Source organism: Gaetbulibacter sp. S0825 (assembly GCF_011777505.1).
Classification (GTDB): domain Bacteria; phylum Bacteroidota; class Bacteroidia; order Flavobacteriales; family Flavobacteriaceae; genus Pontimicrobium.
The window spans coordinates 501,203-518,297 of the sequence record NZ_JAATJT010000002.1 but is presented as its reverse complement, the minus strand read 5'-3'; the positions used below and the strand labels follow the sequence as shown (position 1 = coordinate 518,297).

The 17,095-nt window shown below is 33.7% G+C and carries 14 protein-coding genes; 3 read left to right on the top strand and 11 right to left on the bottom strand.

Annotated features, from left to right (window positions below; genetic code table 11):
* Positions 1–81: 81 nt before the first annotated feature.
* From HB672_RS10065 to HB672_RS10050, 4 genes are read right to left on the bottom strand one after another with little or no spacing between them, the layout of a single operon-like run.
* Positions 82–1,536: a polysaccharide biosynthesis C-terminal domain-containing protein gene (locus HB672_RS10065; protein WP_167611839.1), complete on the bottom strand. Its 1,455-nt coding sequence runs from the start codon at positions 1,534–1,536 to the stop codon at positions 82–84.
* A 10-nt stretch (positions 1,537–1,546) separates the two neighbouring features.
* Entirely contained in the window at positions 1,547–2,827 is a 1,281-nt protein-coding gene (locus tag HB672_RS10060; protein WP_167611836.1) for a glycosyltransferase family 4 protein, read from the bottom strand.
* Complete coding sequence (locus HB672_RS10055) at positions 2,820–5,279, bottom strand: YfhO family protein (RefSeq protein WP_167611833.1); 2,460 nt, start codon at positions 5,277–5,279, stop codon at positions 2,820–2,822. Before HB672_RS10055 ends, HB672_RS10060 begins: the two co-directional genes overlap by 8 nt.
* A 31-nt stretch (positions 5,280–5,310) precedes the next feature.
* Positions 5,311–5,592: a DUF4834 family protein gene (locus HB672_RS10050; RefSeq protein WP_167611830.1), complete on the bottom strand. Its 282-nt coding sequence runs from the start codon at positions 5,590–5,592 to the stop codon at positions 5,311–5,313.
* Positions 5,593–5,695: 103 nt separating this feature from the next.
* Here HB672_RS10050 and HB672_RS10045 point away from each other — a divergent pair, with 103 nt between their 5' ends.
* Together HB672_RS10045 and HB672_RS10040 are read left to right on the top strand one after the other, a co-directional pair.
* Complete coding sequence (locus tag HB672_RS10045) at positions 5,696–6,580, top strand: transporter (protein ID WP_167611827.1); 885 nt, start codon at positions 5,696–5,698, stop codon at positions 6,578–6,580.
* A gap of 10 nt (positions 6,581–6,590) precedes the next feature.
* Complete coding sequence (locus HB672_RS10040) at positions 6,591–7,712, top strand: GTP cyclohydrolase (RefSeq protein WP_167611824.1); 1,122 nt, start codon at positions 6,591–6,593, stop codon at positions 7,710–7,712.
* A gap of 48 nt (positions 7,713–7,760) precedes the next feature.
* Here HB672_RS10040 and HB672_RS10035 read toward each other — a convergent pair whose 3' ends face one another.
* From HB672_RS10035 to HB672_RS10025, 3 genes are all read right to left on the bottom strand, one after another.
* Positions 7,761–9,020 carry an aminotransferase class I/II-fold pyridoxal phosphate-dependent enzyme gene (locus HB672_RS10035; protein ID WP_167611821.1) on the bottom strand — a complete coding sequence of 420 codons (1,260 nt, stop codon included), beginning with the start codon at positions 9,018–9,020 and terminating at the stop codon, positions 7,761–7,763.
* A 157-nt stretch (positions 9,021–9,177) separates the two neighbouring features.
* Positions 9,178–10,218: a pyridoxal-phosphate dependent enzyme gene (locus tag HB672_RS10030; protein ID WP_167611818.1), complete on the bottom strand. Its 1,041-nt coding sequence runs from the start codon at positions 10,216–10,218 to the stop codon at positions 9,178–9,180.
* A gap of 62 nt (positions 10,219–10,280) precedes the next feature.
* Positions 10,281–12,347, bottom strand: coding sequence for a S9 family peptidase (locus HB672_RS10025; RefSeq protein ID WP_348272556.1), 2,067 nt, complete (start codon positions 12,345–12,347; stop codon positions 10,281–10,283).
* Positions 12,348–12,423: 76 nt separating this feature from the next.
* On the opposite strand from HB672_RS10025, the gene HB672_RS10020 reads away from it, so the two are divergent.
* Positions 12,424–12,750 carry a YbaB/EbfC family nucleoid-associated protein gene (locus tag HB672_RS10020; RefSeq protein WP_167611815.1) on the top strand — a complete coding sequence of 109 codons (327 nt, stop codon included), beginning with the start codon at positions 12,424–12,426 and terminating at the stop codon, positions 12,748–12,750.
* Here the strand turns inward: HB672_RS10020 and HB672_RS10015 are convergent.
* The 4 genes from HB672_RS10015 to HB672_RS10000 form a co-directional block, all read right to left on the bottom strand.
* Entirely contained in the window at positions 12,743–13,150 is a 408-nt protein-coding gene (locus HB672_RS10015) for a 3D domain-containing protein (protein WP_208864204.1), read from the bottom strand. The two genes, HB672_RS10020 and HB672_RS10015, sit on opposite strands and share 8 nt — an antisense overlap.
* 55 nt (positions 13,151–13,205) lie before the next feature.
* On the bottom strand, positions 13,206–13,487 hold the full coding sequence (locus HB672_RS10010; RefSeq protein WP_167611812.1) for a hypothetical protein: 282 nt from the start codon (positions 13,485–13,487) through the stop codon (positions 13,206–13,208).
* A 13-nt stretch (positions 13,488–13,500) separates the two neighbouring features.
* Positions 13,501–14,520 carry a GntG family PLP-dependent aldolase gene (locus tag HB672_RS10005; protein ID WP_167769583.1) on the bottom strand — a complete coding sequence of 340 codons (1,020 nt, stop codon included), beginning with the start codon at positions 14,518–14,520 and terminating at the stop codon, positions 13,501–13,503.
* A gap of 84 nt (positions 14,521–14,604) precedes the next feature.
* Complete coding sequence (locus HB672_RS10000) at positions 14,605–17,010, bottom strand: zinc-dependent metalloprotease (protein WP_167611809.1); 2,406 nt, start codon at positions 17,008–17,010, stop codon at positions 14,605–14,607.
* Positions 17,011–17,095 lie beyond the last annotated feature (85 nt).

Here is a 17,095-nt window from a genome sequence, read left to right as displayed (position 1 = left end):
TATAATTTTGGTTAGTTAGTTGGATAGTCCTGCAAGATGAATGCTTCAAAGCACCTTGCGGGATTTTCTTTTTATTGGTGGTTACTTCTTAAGAAACTTGTTAAGAATTATATAAATATCATCAGAAAAATTCATTCTGTAAACTATCAATCCATAACACAATCCAATGAGTATAGATTTTAGTCCAATATTAATAATTGGATGAAATGGAAATTCCCAAAAATAAAAGACTACAGCTAATATTACAATTAGTACCAACGTTTTAAACGTGTTTACACAAAAAGGAGATATTTTAAATTTATAATAGACAAAAGCTACTTTTGCAAAATTATAGATTATAACGGACATAAATGTGGCAAATGCTGCACCATTAATACCGTATTCTGGAATTAAGATCGCATTAAAAACCACAGTCATAATAGCTAGTAAAACTCCTAATGCTAAAACAACTCTGTAATAATCGCTATTAAATAAAATAGCATTGTTATTACCAATAATATTGTCGGATAATTTTGCAACACTTATTAAAAGTACAACTATCAACCCTCCCGTATATTTATCATCAATAAGCAAGTAGAGTTGGTTAATATTTAAAATAATAAGCAAAAATATAAGTCCGCTGATTATAAACAAATTAAGTGAACTTTTCTTATACAGCACTTTAAGTTTATCTTTCTCTCCTTCGTTAAGCAATTTAGCAGTCAACGGATTGGTGATTTGGTGCATCGAACGTGCTGGAACACCAATAACAGTCGCAATATAAATAGCGACGCCATAATAGGCTACTTTTTCAATCTCGATATACTGACCAATCATAAATTTATCAATTTCCAATATGATATTAGCCACCGAACCTGCAATAATAATTAGAGCTGAATACTTTAAAACCGCTTTTAGGTTAGGTAGTTTTCCAAATCTAAAAATTGGTCTCCTTACATAAAAAGCATATAATTTCATTATTAGCATTCGCAAGATGTACACACCAACCACAGCATACACAAAGGTTTCAATAGCAATAACCTGAAAATATAAGCAGAACAATAGTATCATCACTCCTGCTCTATGAAAAACTTCTTTCATAAAGTTTCCAAACACACTGTTCATGTGTACTTTAGTCCAAGAATAGAAAACTTCAAAGTATGAAAACGCTATTGCTGCAACATAAATAAGCCACACATAATCTTTAATAATAGGATTGGTTTCTGATAGAAAATTGCCAATTATTTCAAATGATATATAACCCACTAATCCTAAAGGAACTATCATTAATAAAGGCAAGAATAACATCCAGGTCAAAAAACTATTGACATTATTCCTAGATTTATAAGCTGAATAGAATTTAACCAATGTATTATGTGTGCCAAATGCTAACAAAGGCATCATTACATAAGCTGTTGATAATATGTAGGTGATGAGTCCGTAATATTGTTCAGACATGAACTCAGTATAAAGGAATAACGTATTAATCGCTCCAATACCAAAGCCAATATAGGTAGTGATAGTGTTTTTAAACGATTGATTTTGAACTATTCCCATTAACCAAGATTTAATTTATGAGTTCAGCTAATTTTTTAGTCAAGGACTTTCTACTGTATTGTTGAAGACCAATACCATTACTTTTCAACTCACTAGAACTAAACGCTTGAAACATGTCTAATATGGCTTCTTTTATCGCATCATGGTCGCTATATAAGAAGTAGTTCCCTGTATTAGTCGTTCTTAATATATCATGAACATCAGACCCTTCTGGTCCAATAGCCAATATAGGTCTATTAGATACCATGTATTCAAATAATTTCCCAGGAATGATGCATTTGGTTTCTTCTGAATCAATTTCTATAAGCAGCAAAATTTGTGATTTTCTTTGATGTTTTACCGCTTCTGCATGTGGAACGTAGCCAATTAAATTTACATACTGCGAAAGTTTATGCTCTTCTAAACTTCTTAATACATCCTTACTTACAGCACCCACAAAATTAAGCTGCAACATGGATGCAAATATTTTATTATTAGTCATAAGTTCTTCCAAAACCTTCCAAAGCACTTCAGGGTTTCTATCGGATAATAAAGAACCGATATGTGCTAACGAAAACTTAACATCTAATTCAACATTACCAACAGATTCATAATCATAACCGTTTGTAATGACCTCAATAGGTTTTTCGGTTAATGATAAGAAGTTCTGCTTCGTGTTATTACTCGTCACTACAATGGTATCTGCAGCGTTTAACACTTTTGACTCTAAAAACTTATGCTTTTTTTTTGCCATTGGCAAAAGTTTTAATTTTTTATGATAACCAATAGTTGTCCACGGGTCTCTAAAATCTGCAATCCATTTTATATCCAATCTGCTTTTAAGTTGTTCACCTATTAGGTGCAAACTATGTGGAGGTCCAGTGGTAATTATGGTGTCAATATTATAATCCCTGATATATGTTGACAAATAGTTAACTGAAGGCTTTACCCATTTTTTACGAGCATCTGGAATAAAAAAGTTACCTCTTACAAATAACATAAGCCTTTCCACTACACTTTGCTTTTTTGTATCTGGAATAATCCCTTTGCTAATGGTGTCTGATTGCCCCTTTGAAATTTTACTTGCCAACTTATAAGGTTCAACTATTGGTTGCCTAATAATTGTTAAGTCATTAGGAATCTCATCTACCAAACTTTCATCAATAATAGGGTAATTTGGGTTTTTGGGAATATAAACGATTGGTTCAATATCGAATTCAGGTAAGTACTTAATAAACTTCAACCAACGTTGCACACCTGGACCTCCAGCTGGTGGCCAATAATAGGTTATAATAAGTACTTTTTTACGCACTTGTGGTAGAGTTTACATTTTCCTTTTTAAACTGATAAAATAATCCTCCTAGCAATAATAGCACGACTATTATGCTAGTCCCTAAAGCAATAGAGCTTCCTGTTTTTACTACTTGTGGTTCGAATTTAAATTCAATAGTGTGGTTACCAGAAGGAATCTCCATGCCTCTCAACACATAATTTACACGAATATGTGATGCTTCTTCCCCATCAATGTAGGCTTGCCAACCTTGTTGGTAATAGTTCTCAGAAAACACAGCAAATCCATCATTTGTATTGTTGGATTCGTATTTTAAATAGTTGGGTTTGTAATCGATTAAATTAATACCTGCTAGAGTATCCAATTGAAATTCCACTAAAGGCTTTTGGGGCATGTTCTTAAAAAAACCATTTGGTTTGCTTAAGGAATAAATTGCTTTGGTTTTAGTGTCTAAACTGTCTAAAGCCAAAATTTCTGCATTCGCATCAGAGAATTGTTCAAGCTCTGAAACAAACCACGCATTCCCATTTGCATCAGTGTTTGTAAATACCTGTGGCTGACCATCTTCAGCTGGTGCGATAATGTATTTAGCATTCAGCATATTAAGCACTTCTAAATGATTTCTTCTTATATAGAAATCGAAAAGCTCATTAAATCGCTTCATACGCGCTGCTGTATAGCCATTTAGCGAGTTATGAAAATAGGATGGCTTCGTGTTTCCGGTGGTTAAATCATATACTCTATAATGCGAGTTATCTTTTAAAATTTCTTGGTCAGCAGCATTCGCTTGATACGGTTTTTGTATTTGAATCGCTGAAACAAAATCATCATTGTTTACGTAACGTCTGTCAACACCTACCAAATCGAATACAATTAAAACAGCAAAAGCAATAACCACTAATTTTTCAGATAGCTTTTCTTTTAAAAATAGCCAAATGATTCCAGCAGAAAGTAATACTAAGATTAATGACCTAATAGTGTCAGCATTAAAAATAGCTTTTCTATCTTCCTTTAATGCGTCAATGAATGTTTGTCCATAAGCTTGAAGAAATTGCCCATCTCGCATTCCTACGAAATCAAATAAACTTCCTTTAAATAACAAGAATATAAGCGCGATGCCTGCTGTAATTGCCGTAGTGTATTTTAATGCTTTTAGCTTTACTTCTTTTTTTCCAAAGTCATTAAATAATCTCACGAGTGCAAAAACCCCAAATACTGGAATACACAATTCCAAAATAACTTGAATAGAACTTACGGCTCTAAACTTATTATATAATGGCACATAATCAATAAACAAATCTGTTAGTATGCCAAAATTCTTTCCTAATGATAATAGCCAAGACAAAATAACACCACCAACAAGCCACCATTTTAAGCGTCCTTTTACAAGAAAGAGACCAAGAACAAATAAGAAGACAATCACTGCTCCAACATACGCAGGTGCCTCAACAATAGGTTGGTCCCCCCAATAGGTTGGAGCTTGCTTAACTTCATTTAAAGCCTGTACAGGTGTTGCTCCCAAACTAATGAAAGCATCATAAACATTAGAGTCCCTACCGACGTCCTCATAAGTTCCTCCTCCCATAAATCGAGGAATATATAAGTTAAAAGTTTCTAATATGCCATAACTATACTCAGTAATATATTCCTTATCCAAACCATTGGTGACTTCTTTTGGAGAACCATCTGGATTAATAGTCAGCTCGCTTTTTCCACGATAACTTTCACCAACATATTCTTGAGTTGCCAAAATACTAGTCGCATTTAGTCCAATAGATAAAATTACAGCAACAACTAAAATACCGACAGATTTAAAAAAATGTGGCAATTCTTGCTTTTTATAAGCATCTATTAAATACACTATACCAAGCACTATCACCAATAGCAGAAGGTAATACGTCATTTGAAAGTGATTTGCCACAATCTCCAATGCCATGGCAATAACAGTTAACAAAAATCCGAGGATATATTTTCGCTGAAATGTGAGCAATATTCCTGATAACACTAAAGGCATATAAGCAATAGCATGTGCTTTACTGTTATGACCAACACCCAACAAAATGATTAAATACGTTGAAAACCCAAAGGCCAGGGCACCCAGAGCGGCGAGTTTAAAATCGACTTTCAATACCAAAAGAAGAATATAGAATCCTAAGAAATATAGAAATAAATAATCTGCAGGTCTTGGTAAAAACCGTAAAGTTAAATCCAGTTTTTTAATATAGTTATGAGGATATTTTGCTCCTAGCAAATACGTAGGCATTCCTCCAAAGGCACTATTGGTCCAATAGGTTTCTTCTCCTGTGCTTGTACGAAAATCGTTTTGCTGTTTAGCCATTCCGTTATACAGCATGATATCACTTTGGAATATCTGTTTACCTTGTAAAACGGGGCTAAAATATATTAAGGAAGCTACCACAAACGCTAAAAGAACTAGTAAATGCGGTATGATTTTTTTAAAAGAAAAATTCATGGATTAATTCAGTAAAAATATTTGTAGAAAATTAATCAATTTCTTCGTAATCTACGTATTCGCCAACCTTTTTATTTGAAGATGTTTTCTCATTTGGCATTTTATCTATAGATATTTCGCCCTCTTTCTTTTTTTTAGGCTCAGGTTGTTGATATTGATTGAATTGTCCTCCAAATTTCTGTTCAGCTTTTTTAGCAACATAGCGCATTAATACAGGAGCAAATATTCTAGATAATATTTTTATTCCGTACCAAACCAGCAGAATTATTAAAATGGTTCTTAAAAACCCAGTAAGTGAAGCGTACTGCAACATGAATCAAATTTTATTCAAAAATACAATTCTTCTAATTTAAATTCCGTTTTAAGTTCATAAAAAAATAATAAAATCTATATATTTGGTAAATAACAAATCGATTATGACATCTACAAAAACCTATTTATTCTTACTAGTTTGCTTTAGTTTTTCTATAAATTCTTTTGGACAATACACCGAAGTAATTAACTCCAATCGTCCTGGAGTCTCACGGAGTGCTTTCTCAGTTGGAACAAATGTAGCACAATTTGAAATTGGACCATATTTAATAAAAGAAGAACGAACTCCTGCTACTCGTTATGAAATCTCAGGCTTTGGAGCAGATTTCGAAGTACGCTATGGCTTACTTTTTGAAGAGCTCGAATTGAACATTGAAGGAACATACCAAAACGATACTCAAACATATTTTACATCTCTAAGCTCTGAGCAAGATAGAGCTAATTTTAAAAGCTTAGTTGTTGGAGCTAAATACATGTTTTTTGACCCAAACAGAAATGCTGGAGAAGATAAACCAAACCTTTATAGCTACCATGCAAATAGAGGATTTAAGTGGAAATCGTTGATTCCAGCAATTGCTGTTGGAGCAGGAATGCATTATGATACAAAAGACAATCCTTATACTGCCCCAGGAATTGAAGGTATTAGTCCTAGAGTGATGGTTGCTACGCAAAACAATTTTGCTGGTGGTTGGGTATTTGTAATGAATTTTATTAAAGAGCGTATTGGTACAGAACAGTCTGATTTTCAATACATTTTAACTTTAACACATTCATTTAGTCCAAAATGGGTGATATTTGCGGAGACTCAGGGTATTCAAAGTGATTTTTATGCCGATAATTTGTTTAGATTTGGAGGCGCATATTTATTTGGGAAAGATTTTCAGTTAGATACTGCAGTAACATTTAATACCAAAGACACACCTTCGGTGTTTAGTGTAAATTTTGGAGCCTCATATCGCTTAGATTTTCATAGCGATAAGGAGCAATAGAAATTGATATATGATTGAAATTAAAGAAGCACTTTCGAAAAAGGATTTAAAGAAATTTATAAAATTTCCATTTTCGCTCTACAAAAACTCAAAATCTTGGGTACCTCCTATTATTAGTGAAGAACTAAGAACATTCGATAAAAATATTAATCCAGTTTTTCAAGATGCTGACGGACGCTTTTTTCTAGCGTACAAAGATGGAAAAATTGTTGGCCGTGTTGCTGCTTTAATTAATTGGATTGAAGTAAAAGAGCAAGAGATAAAAAAAATGCGCTTTGGTTGGTTTGATGTCATTGACGATCAAGATGTTACTAACGCACTACTTGATAAAGTAGCAGAGATTGGTAAAACTAACAAATTAGAGTTTGTGGAAGGTCCAATTGGATTTTCTAACCTAGACAAAGTTGGTGTAGTATATGAAGGTTTTGACCATATAGGCAGCATGATTACTTGGGAGAACCACCCATATTATGTTAAGCACCTAGAAGCATACGGGATGACTTTTGGAAAAGGATATTCTGAAAATAAAATGGCTTTTAGTGATATTAAACCAGAATATTTTTCTAGAATTCAGGAGCTTGTAAAAAAACGCTATCAATTAAAAGCCTTAAATTTTACTAGCAATAAGGACATATTACCTTACACAAATCAGATGTTTGAGGTGTTTACCAAGTCGCACTCGGTATTATCCTCTTTTGTTGACATTAATGATGCCCAACGAGAATACTTTAAAAAGAAATTTATTGGTTTCTTAAATCCTGAATATGTAAAATTTGTTTTAGACAAAGACGACAACCTTATTGGTTTTGGAATAGTGACTCCATCTTACGCTGAAGCTTTGCAAAAAATGAATGGAAAGCTATGGCCTTTTGGTTTTAAACATTTATTACGTGCAAAAAAGCATAGTAAAACTGTTACGTTTTATCTTATTGGTGTACTACCGGAATACCAAAACAAAGGGGTGACTGCTGTTATTTTTGAGGAGTTTCATAAAACTTTTAGCGAGAAGGGAATTACAATGTGTATAAGAGGCCCTGAACTTGATGACAATACTGCTATTCAAAAACTTTGGAAGAATTTTAATCCGCAGGTATTTAAAAAACGATGCACATACGTAAAAGACATAAAATAAAAAGAGCCACTCAATGAGTGGCTCTTTTTATTATTAATTCTTAAAATTTTATTCACCCATAGCAGCACTAACTGCAGCTGATAGACGCTTATATGTTCCGTTTTCTAAACGCTCTCTAATTGCTGAAAAAGCATTTAAAGTTATCTCAACATCTTCTAAAGTATGTGTTGCTGTAGGTATCATTCTTAGTAAAATAATTCCTTTAGGTACTACAGGATAAACCACTATAGAACAGAAGATTCCATAATTTTCTCTTAAATCCCTAACTAACGCCATCGCTTCTGGAATACTACCTTTTAAATATACAGGTGTCACACAACTTTGAGTTGTACCAATGTCAAAACCACGCTCTGTAAGTCCAGATTGTAATGCATTTACAATTGTCCAAAGATTGTTTTTAAGCTCTGGCATTGTTCTAAGCATATCCAAACGCTTCAATGCTCCAACAACCAACTGCATTTGCAATGATTTTGCAAACATTTGCGAACGCAAGTTATATTTTAAATAATCGATTATTTCTTTATCTGCAGCAATAAATGCTCCTGTACTTGCCATTGATTTAGCAAAAGTTGCAAAATAAACATCTATATCGTCTTGTACACCTTGCTCTTCTCCTGCTCCAGCACCAGTTTTTCCTAGAGTTCCAAAACCATGTGCATCATCAACAAATAATCTGAAATTAAATTTCTTTTTAAGCGCAGCAATTTCTTTTAAACGCCCTTGTTCTCCACGCATTCCAAACACACCTTCAGAAATTACTAAAATTCCTCCTCCAGTTTGTTCTGCCATTTTAGTTGCACGTTCTAGGTTTTTCTCTAGACTTTCTACATCATTGTGCTTATAAGTAAAGCGTTTTCCCATATGAAGACGTACACCATCAATAATACAAGCATGTGCATCAACATCATAAACAATAATATCATCTTTGGATACAAGTGCATCAATAGTCGACACCATTCCTTGATAACCAAAGTTGAGCAAATACGCAGCTTCTTTATTGACAAAAGCAGCCAATTCATTTTGTAATTGTTCGTGAAGTGAGGTATGACCAGACATCATTCTAGCTCCCATTGGATACGCAGAACCGTAAGCAGCTCCAGCTTCGGCATCAACTTTACGCACTTCAGGGTGATTTGCTAATCCTAGATAGTCATTGATACTCCAAGTGATAACTTCTTTACCTTGAAATTTCATTCTGTTACTAATCTCACCCTCAAGCTTAGGAAATACAAAATAACCTTCTGCTTGTGAAGCCCATTTTCCTAATGGTCCCTTGTCTTTATATATTTTTTCAAATAAATCCTTCATTCAGCTATTAGTCTTAGTTAGATGCAGCAAAATTATGCAAATTAATCTTTACTACATAATTAATTTATACACTATATGTTTATAATACTTAGTCCACAAAAAAACCTGTAATACTTGTATGAAAAGCATTACAGGTGGGTATGGTTAGTTATTTTGGTTAATTAATATATTGTGTCTTTTTAATTGACGCTTCATTTTCACTATCAAAAAAGCCTTGGTCTTCCATCCATTTATCACTGTATATTTTGCTCATATATCGTGATCCATGGTCAGGGAAAATAACAACGATTTTATCATTTTTCTTGAATTCACCTTCTTCGCTAAGCTGCTTTATCGCTTGCATTGCTGCGCCACTTGTATAGCCAACAAATAAGCCTTCAGTTCTTGCAATCTCACGAGCTGTGTGTGCGCTTTCTTCGTCAGTTACTTTTACAAATTTATCAATCATATCAAAATCTGTAGCAGTAGGAATTAAATTTTTTCCTAAGCCTTCAATTCTATATGGATAAATTTCATCTGTATCTAACTCACGGGTTTCATGGTATTTTTTAAGCACCGATCCATAAGCATCAACACCTATTATTTTAATACTTGAATTTTGCTCTTTTAAATACTTAGCCGTTCCTGAAATTGTACCTCCAGTTCCACTACAAGCAATCAAGTGTGTTATTTTACCTTCTGTTTGCTCCCAAATTTCAGGTCCAGTCGTCTCGTAATGCGCTTGCAAATTAAGTTCATTGAAATACTGATTGATATACACCGATCCTTTTGTTTCTTCGTGTAAACGTTTTGCTACTTGATAATATGAACGTGGATCGTCTGCACTCACGTGCGCAGGACACACATACACTTTCGCTCCCATGGTGCGAAGCATATCTATTTTGTCTGCAGATGACTTAGAACTTACTGCTAAAATGCAATCATACCCCTTAATGATACTTACCATGGCAATACTGAAACCAGTATTTCCAGAGGTAGTTTCTATAATAGTATCACCTGGTTTTAGAATACCTTTTTTTTCGGCTTCTTCAATTATGTAGAGTGCTATTCTATCTTTGGAAGAATGACCAGGATTAAAAGCTTCTACTTTTGCCAAGTATTCACCTTTAAAATCTGAGGTCATTTTATTAAGTTTGATTAGAGGTGTTTTTCCAATGAGGTCTAACACGTTATCAAATACATTTTTGCTTTGTTTCATAAATGTAATTTAAAGTTGCAATAACAACTCTTCAACTTGGCAAAAGTACAATTTTTTTTTAATTAGGCAGAAATCCCTTCTAAGTCTAATAAAAATGCAAACTCTAGCGCATCTTCTTTTAAAGATTCAAAACGTCCAGATGCGCCACCATGCCCTGCATCCATATTCGTTTTTAGCAATAAAAGTGCATCATTTGTTTTATGAGTTCGTAATTTGGCCGCCCATTTTGCTGGTTCCCAATATTGTACTTGACTGTCGTGCAAACCTGTTGTTATCAATGTATTAGGATAGTTTTGTTTACTTACATTATCATAAGGCGAATATGATTTCATATAGCTGTAATATGCTAAGTCATTTGGATTTCCCCATTCGTCATACTCTCCAGTAGTTAATGGAATGGAATCATCTAACATTGTTGTTATAACATCTACAAAAGGTACTTGTGCTACAATACCATTATAAAGGTTTGGTGCCATATTCATGATACTTCCCATAAGCAATCCTCCTGCGCTTCCTCCCATAGCATATAAATGGCTAGGTGATGAATAATTTTTTGCAATTAAATGCTTTGTGCAATCAATAAAATCGGTAAAAGTATTTTTCTTCAACAGCAGTTTTCCGTTTTCATACCAAGGCCTTCCTAAATATTCACTTCCTCTAATATGCGCAATCACGTATATAAAACCTCTATCTAAGAGCGATAATCTTATCGTTGAAAAGTATGGGTCTATTGTGTGTCCATAGGATCCATAAGCGTACATTAACAATGGTGTGGCTTTGCTCTTTGTTGTGCTCTTATGATGCACTAGAGACATTGGAATTTTTGTACCATCGCCTGCTGTTGCCCAAATACGCTCAGATACATAGTTTTCTTTTTTAAACTTTCCACCTAAAACTTCTTGTTCTTTTTTAATGTTTTTGGTTTTGTTAACCATATCAAAATCTATGATAGAAACTGGTGTTGTAAGTGCATTATAGCCATAACGCAAAATGCTTGTATCGAAATCTACATTAGTACTTGTGTAAGCAGTATAAGTTTCGTTATCAAAAGGCAAATAATAATCATCTGTATTGTCCCAACGTTTAATTCTAATATTATTTAAGCCATTTTCACGCTCGCTCATCACTAAAAATTCCTTAAAAATGTCGATTCCTTCAAGCATCACCTCTTTTCGATGTGGAATGACTTCTTTCCAATTTTTAATGGCAGTATTGACGACATTAGTTTTCATTAGTTTGAAATTAGTCGCATTATCCAAATTAGTTAGTATGTAGAAATGCTCTTCGAAATGTGAAATACTATACTCTAACCCTCTTATACGTTCCTGAAATAGTTTAAAATTTGCATTAGGTGTGTCAGCATTTAACACTTGATATTCATTGGTTAGTGTACTATGACTTCCAATAATGAGGTATTGTCGTGATTTTGACTTATACACAGACACGTTAAAAGTATCATCTTTTTCATGATATACGAGCTTGTCGTTTTTAGAATCTGTCCCTAAATGATGCTTAAACACTTTTTCTGAACGAAGAGTTTGCTCATTTTTAGAGGTATAAAACAAGGTTTTACAATCATTTGCCCAAGTTGACGAACCTGTTGCATTGGTTATTTTGTCAGAAAAAAGCTCGTTAGTTTCTAAATCCTTTATATGAATTGTGTATTGACGTCTTCCAACAGTATCTAAACCAAATGAGACTTTTGAATTATCTGGACTAATACTAATCCCCGTGAGCTTAAAATACGAATGACCTTCAGCCATTTCGTTACAATTAAACAACAATTCGTCTTGAGAATCTAGTGTGTCTTTTCGCCTGATGTAAATAGGATAATTTTTACCAGTTTCAAATTTCACGATATACCAATAGCCATTGTATTTGTATGGTACAGATTCGTCATCTTCCTTAATGCGTGATTTCATTTCTTCAAACAAGTTCTTCTGAAATTGTTCAGTATGTTTCATCATACTATCACAATACGCATTCTCTTGCTCTAAATAATCAATAACATCTGGGTTATCTCTATCGTTTAACCAAAAGTAATTATCGATTCTAACATCATTATGGGCTACCAATTCCTTAGGGATTTGTTTAGCGATTGGAGGAACATTATTTTTTTTCAAGAAGATGAATTTTAAGCATTCTTTAGCGTTCAAAAATAGAAAAATTAAATAGTTTTGTACTAGAAACCAAAAACTAAAAATTATGTTTGGAGATTTAATGGGAATGATGGGAAAACTTAAAGAAACCCAAGCTAAAGTTGAAGCTACTAAAGAACGATTAAAAACGGTTTATATAGACGAGTCTAGTTCTGATGGTTTATTAAAAGTAACCCTTACTGGAAATAGAGTCATTAAATCTATTGAAATTGACGAACAACTTCTTGAAGATAAGGAACAATTGGAAGATTACTTGATTTTAACGATAAACAAAGCGATTGAAAAAGCTGGTAATGTACATGAAGCAGAAGTAGCTGCAGTTGCCAAAGAAGGTATGCCAAATATTCCTGGAATGGATAATATGTTTAAATAGAATCTTTTACTTCTAGGCGATACTTTATTGTTAGTTTTTTACGTCCCCATTCTCTAGCAGCTTTTACATCATTTCCCATATAAATATCAATACGGTTTTGCCAACGTCTATTCATTTTGTCTTTAACGAGGTAAATACCTTCTAATCCCTCAATAGTAATTAGCGTATTGTGCTTTAAGCCTAAAGCCAATAAATCTCTAGACACAGCTATACATTTCATTCCTGGTTTTAAAGAATCTCCAAAAGCAGTAATATTTGGTTGCTCGCTTGTTTGATATGCTAAGGAGTTATAGGCAGTTGCTGTCACTTCACGAGAGTGCCAAACGTATTTTTTTGAGTCTCTATAGTTACAACTCACAAGTAAGCCAATGACACAAAATAGATAGAAGATATTTCGCATAAACTAGTGTTACAGTTTATTTGAAGATACGAAATTTAAAAGATGCTAAATATTCTCATTGGGAAGTTATTAACTCTACCATAACCATTAAATCTTTGTTCCTAACTTTTTTTAACCCATAGTTTTTGGCAACTTTAACAAATTTGTGTAAATCACCATTATCAATAATATCTTTAATCTCTAGTTTTAGTTCAGTAAACTCTTCTTCTCCTTCGAAGCTTTTATACATTTCAATATGATCTTTAATAATAGCCTCGTTTAATTCTGAATTATTCGTTGCAAACATAGCAATCCAATGATTAAAATATTCTCCGGGATATTTTGTTGAAAGTTTCATTAGAAGGGTTGTTTTATAAATCTTTGAGAGTCTTTAACAACTTCTCATGCATCGCATCAGTATAATCTAAATGGGTTACCATTCGTAGCTTTCCGCCTCCCATTCCTATAATATGAATATTATTATCAGTTAATTTTTGAACAAAGTCAGTTTCGCTAATACTAGGATGCAATTCAAAAATGATAATATTAGTTTCAATAGGTTCAACAATCTTTACAGCAGAAAGAGTACTTAATACCTCACCTATCTCTTTAGCTTTTTTATGGTCTTCAGCTAATCTTTCAATATTATTATCCAAAGCATATAATCCAGCTGCTGCTAAATATCCTACTTGACGCATACCTCCACCAAATATCTTTCTAATTCTAATAGCGCCTTTCATGAGGTCATCATCACCAACTAATACTGAGCCAATTGGACAACCCAAACCTTTGCTTAAACACACCGAAATAGTATCGAACACTTCTCCGTATTGCTTTGCAGTTTCTTTTTTGGTGACTAAAGCATTCCATAATCGAGCGCCATCTAGATGGTATCCTAAGTTATGGTTATCACAAACCGTTCTTATGTTTTTGATTTCATCAAAATCCCAACAGGCTCCACCACCTTTGTTAGTTGTATTTTCAACAGCCACTAAACTTGTTAAAGGGCTATGGTAAAAATCTGGTGGATTGATAGATTCTACAACTTGACTCGCAGTAAACATACCTCTGTGTCCATCAATAAGTTTACAAGACACACCACTATTAAAAGATGCACCTCCACCTTCGTAATTATATACATGCGCATACTTATCGCATATTACTTGTTCCCCAGGATTGGTATGCAACTTAATCGCCGCTTGGTTAGCCATACTTCCGGTTGGAAAAAATAATGCGGTTTTCTTCCCAAACATTTTTGCAATACGTTCTTCTAATGCATTAACAGTTGGGTCTTCTTTATAGACATCGTCACCAACTTGCGCCGATAACATAGCATCTAACATGCCTTTAGTTGGTTTGGTGACAGTATCGCTTCTTAAATCTATAATCATATTCATTTCCCACGAAAGTGGAAATCTTTTTAGTTAAAAACTTATTTTGAAAAGGTTTCGACTGCGCTCAACCTGACACATATCTTAATTTGGGTTGTAATTACACATATCACTACCTATTGGAGAACCATCAGGAATTCCTGGAGCTGGAGGTAATTTAAATTCTTTTGGATTTTCAGTAAACTGTGTCATAATCATGGTATATTGCATTTTATAAGCATCGTTAAAACTTATAGATTTCATCGCTATATCTCTAATCGCTTTATTTGCTATGGCTTTTACTTGAAAAAATGATTGGTCACTTGCAGCAAGATTCATTAAATACTTTAATACGTTTAAATTAATCATCTGCTGAACTTCAGCTAAATAAGCATCTTTATGTGTTTTATCAAACGTGTTTTTAATAAGCGTATTTAACATTTCCTCAAGACCTAATTGTTTACTATCTAAACTTTTCTGTTGAATCATTCTATTAGCACGTTGCGGATGCAATAAAAAACGAAGTGTCATATCACTAGCCGTAGATGCAGCACTTAAAGGATCAAAGGCTACACCTGTTTTTCCTTTAAAAGACTCTCTACTTCTTCCATAGCCCATGGCTCTTGGTGGAAACAATTCTAATTTGTTCTTCGGAATAGCTAAGGTTGAAGCATTAATTGTTGTTAAAATTGCATTTAAAGCCTGTTTTTGAGTTATTGGATCAATTGTCTTCGATGTAAACTGCCCATCTCCTTTTATAGCATAGTTATAATCTAAGCCTCCAATCACTTTTGATGCTGCTTCAGTTTGGTATCGATGAAAGAAATACAAAGGCACAAATACATCTTCTAACATAGAATATGGTTCGTTAGTACGAATATTATCTACTGAAAAATTAGTAATTGCTTTTTCTCTTACCATTAACACATTTATTAATTCTTCTGTTGCAGTTTTTCCATTGTCCCAAAGATGTGCTAAGGCATGTGCGCCACCTTGTGCTCTTGCATCACTATCAGTTATAAAACGAAGTCCATCGTTTTTTGCTTTGTCTAAAATTTTATTAAGCTCTTCTCTCTCGTTTACTCCTTTGTCGAATTCAGCATAACTGTATGCAACTGTGACTTTATCCCAATCTCCAATACCAACGGCATACGCATTGCTTAGATCTACTTCACCATTTTTTAAAGTGATTGTTGGATGAGGGTAATCCATTACTGATGCTCTACCGTTAGTACTTGCTGCAAAGTTATGTGCAAATCCAATAGTATGTCCAACTTCATGAGCGCTTAATTGTCTAATTCTTGCCAAAGCCATATCCAACATTGGTTTGTAGTTGTCATCACGTTCTGCAAAAGGCTTATTCATTAAAGCTTGTGCAATCAAGAAATCCTGACGTACTCTTAAGCTGCCTAAACTAACGTGTCCTTTAATAATTTCACCCGTTCTTGGATCTGTTACGCTACCTCCATAACTCCAACCTCTAGTTGAACGGTGTACCCATTGAATCACGTTATATCTACAATCCATAGGATCTGCATCATCTGGTAACATTTTTACTTGAAATGCATTAATAAAACCTGCTGCTTCATAGGCTTGATTCCACCATTTAGCACCATCCAATAAAGCTGAGCGAATAGGCTCAGGTGTTCCATTGTCTAAATAATAAATAATTGGTTCAACAACTTCACTTTTTGCAGCTCCAGGATTCTTTTTTTGTAATCGATGGCGAACAACAAAACGCTTTCTAATTTGTTCTTGGACTGGAGTTGAATAATCCATATAAGACATTGAAATAGCTCCACTTCTTGGGTCAAACTCTCGCGGTTGGTAATTATTATCTGGCAATTCTACAAATGAGTGATGCTGATTAACAGTTACTAACGAGGCTGTAGGTGTCACACTTCTTAAGTTACGCCCTGTTGGCTGTCCTTTAAAAGTCAGTAATACATCAAATTCTATGTTTTTTGGAAATGCCTTTGTTCGCGGCAACCACATAGCACTTTTACTTTTATCAAGGCTATAAGAGCCTTCACGAGAACCTCTTAATCTATTAGAAACCCCATGGGTATCTTGCATTAAAAAAGGTGTCAAATCGATAGTATATACGCCTTTGTTTTCTTCTTTAATTGGAAACCCAAAAAGTACTGATTTTGCAAAAGCTTGTTCAATACTTGCACGTTCTAGTGCGTTATCGGTAAGAGCTCTATAATCTTGATTTGGTTGTACAAGCAATAATTTATTACCTGTTTTAATAAATTTCACAACACGCTCACCTCCTAATTGACCTCTATCTAAACCTATATCGTTAGATCCAATACCACTAGATAACGAACTTACATACAAAAACTCTTTATCTAAATCTTTAACGTCCAATAAAATTTTGTCTTGAGATTCGTCATAAGAGAAATTAAAATATCCTTTATAATTTTTTAATGCTTTATCGGATTTTTCTTGAGCATAAGTAAATGTCGTAGTTAAGGCAATTACTGTGAATAAAATGAGTTTTTTCATTATTTTGAAGTTGTTGGTTGCGTAAAAAAGTATGTTTTAAAAAATAGATTATAAATCTACATAAATTAATTATGAGAAAAAAGCA

Bases quoted from the DNA above. Each gene is read 5' to 3' on its own strand.
- HB672_RS10040 (WP_167611824.1), top strand. From the start codon at position 6,591: ATGATTGAAATTAAAGAAGCACTTTCGAAAAAGGATTTAAAGAAATTT.
- HB672_RS10015 (WP_208864204.1), bottom strand. From the start codon at position 13,150: ATGCGAAATATCTTCTATCTATTTTGTGTCATTGGCTTACTTGTGAGT.
- HB672_RS10000 (WP_167611809.1), bottom strand. From the start codon at position 17,010: ATGAAAAAACTCATTTTATTCACAGTAATTGCCTTAACTACGACATTT.
- HB672_RS10045 (WP_167611827.1), top strand. From the start codon at position 5,696: ATGACATCTACAAAAACCTATTTATTCTTACTAGTTTGCTTTAGTTTT.
- HB672_RS10065 (WP_167611839.1), bottom strand. From the start codon at position 1,536: ATGGGAATAGTTCAAAATCAATCGTTTAAAAACACTATCACTACCTAT.
- HB672_RS10005 (WP_167769583.1), bottom strand. From the start codon at position 14,520: ATGATTATAGATTTAAGAAGCGATACTGTCACCAAACCAACTAAAGGC.
- HB672_RS10055 (WP_167611833.1), bottom strand. From the start codon at position 5,279: ATGAATTTTTCTTTTAAAAAAATCATACCGCATTTACTAGTTCTTTTA.
- HB672_RS10010 (WP_167611812.1), bottom strand. From the start codon at position 13,487: ATGAAACTTTCAACAAAATATCCCGGAGAATATTTTAATCATTGGATT.
- HB672_RS10030 (WP_167611818.1), bottom strand. From the start codon at position 10,218: ATGAAACAAAGCAAAAATGTATTTGATAACGTGTTAGACCTCATTGGA.
- HB672_RS10050 (WP_167611830.1), bottom strand. From the start codon at position 5,592: ATGTTGCAGTACGCTTCACTTACTGGGTTTTTAAGAACCATTTTAATA.
- HB672_RS10020 (WP_167611815.1), top strand. From the start codon at position 12,424: ATGTTTGGAGATTTAATGGGAATGATGGGAAAACTTAAAGAAACCCAA.
- HB672_RS10035 (WP_167611821.1), bottom strand. From the start codon at position 9,020: ATGAAGGATTTATTTGAAAAAATATATAAAGACAAGGGACCATTAGGA.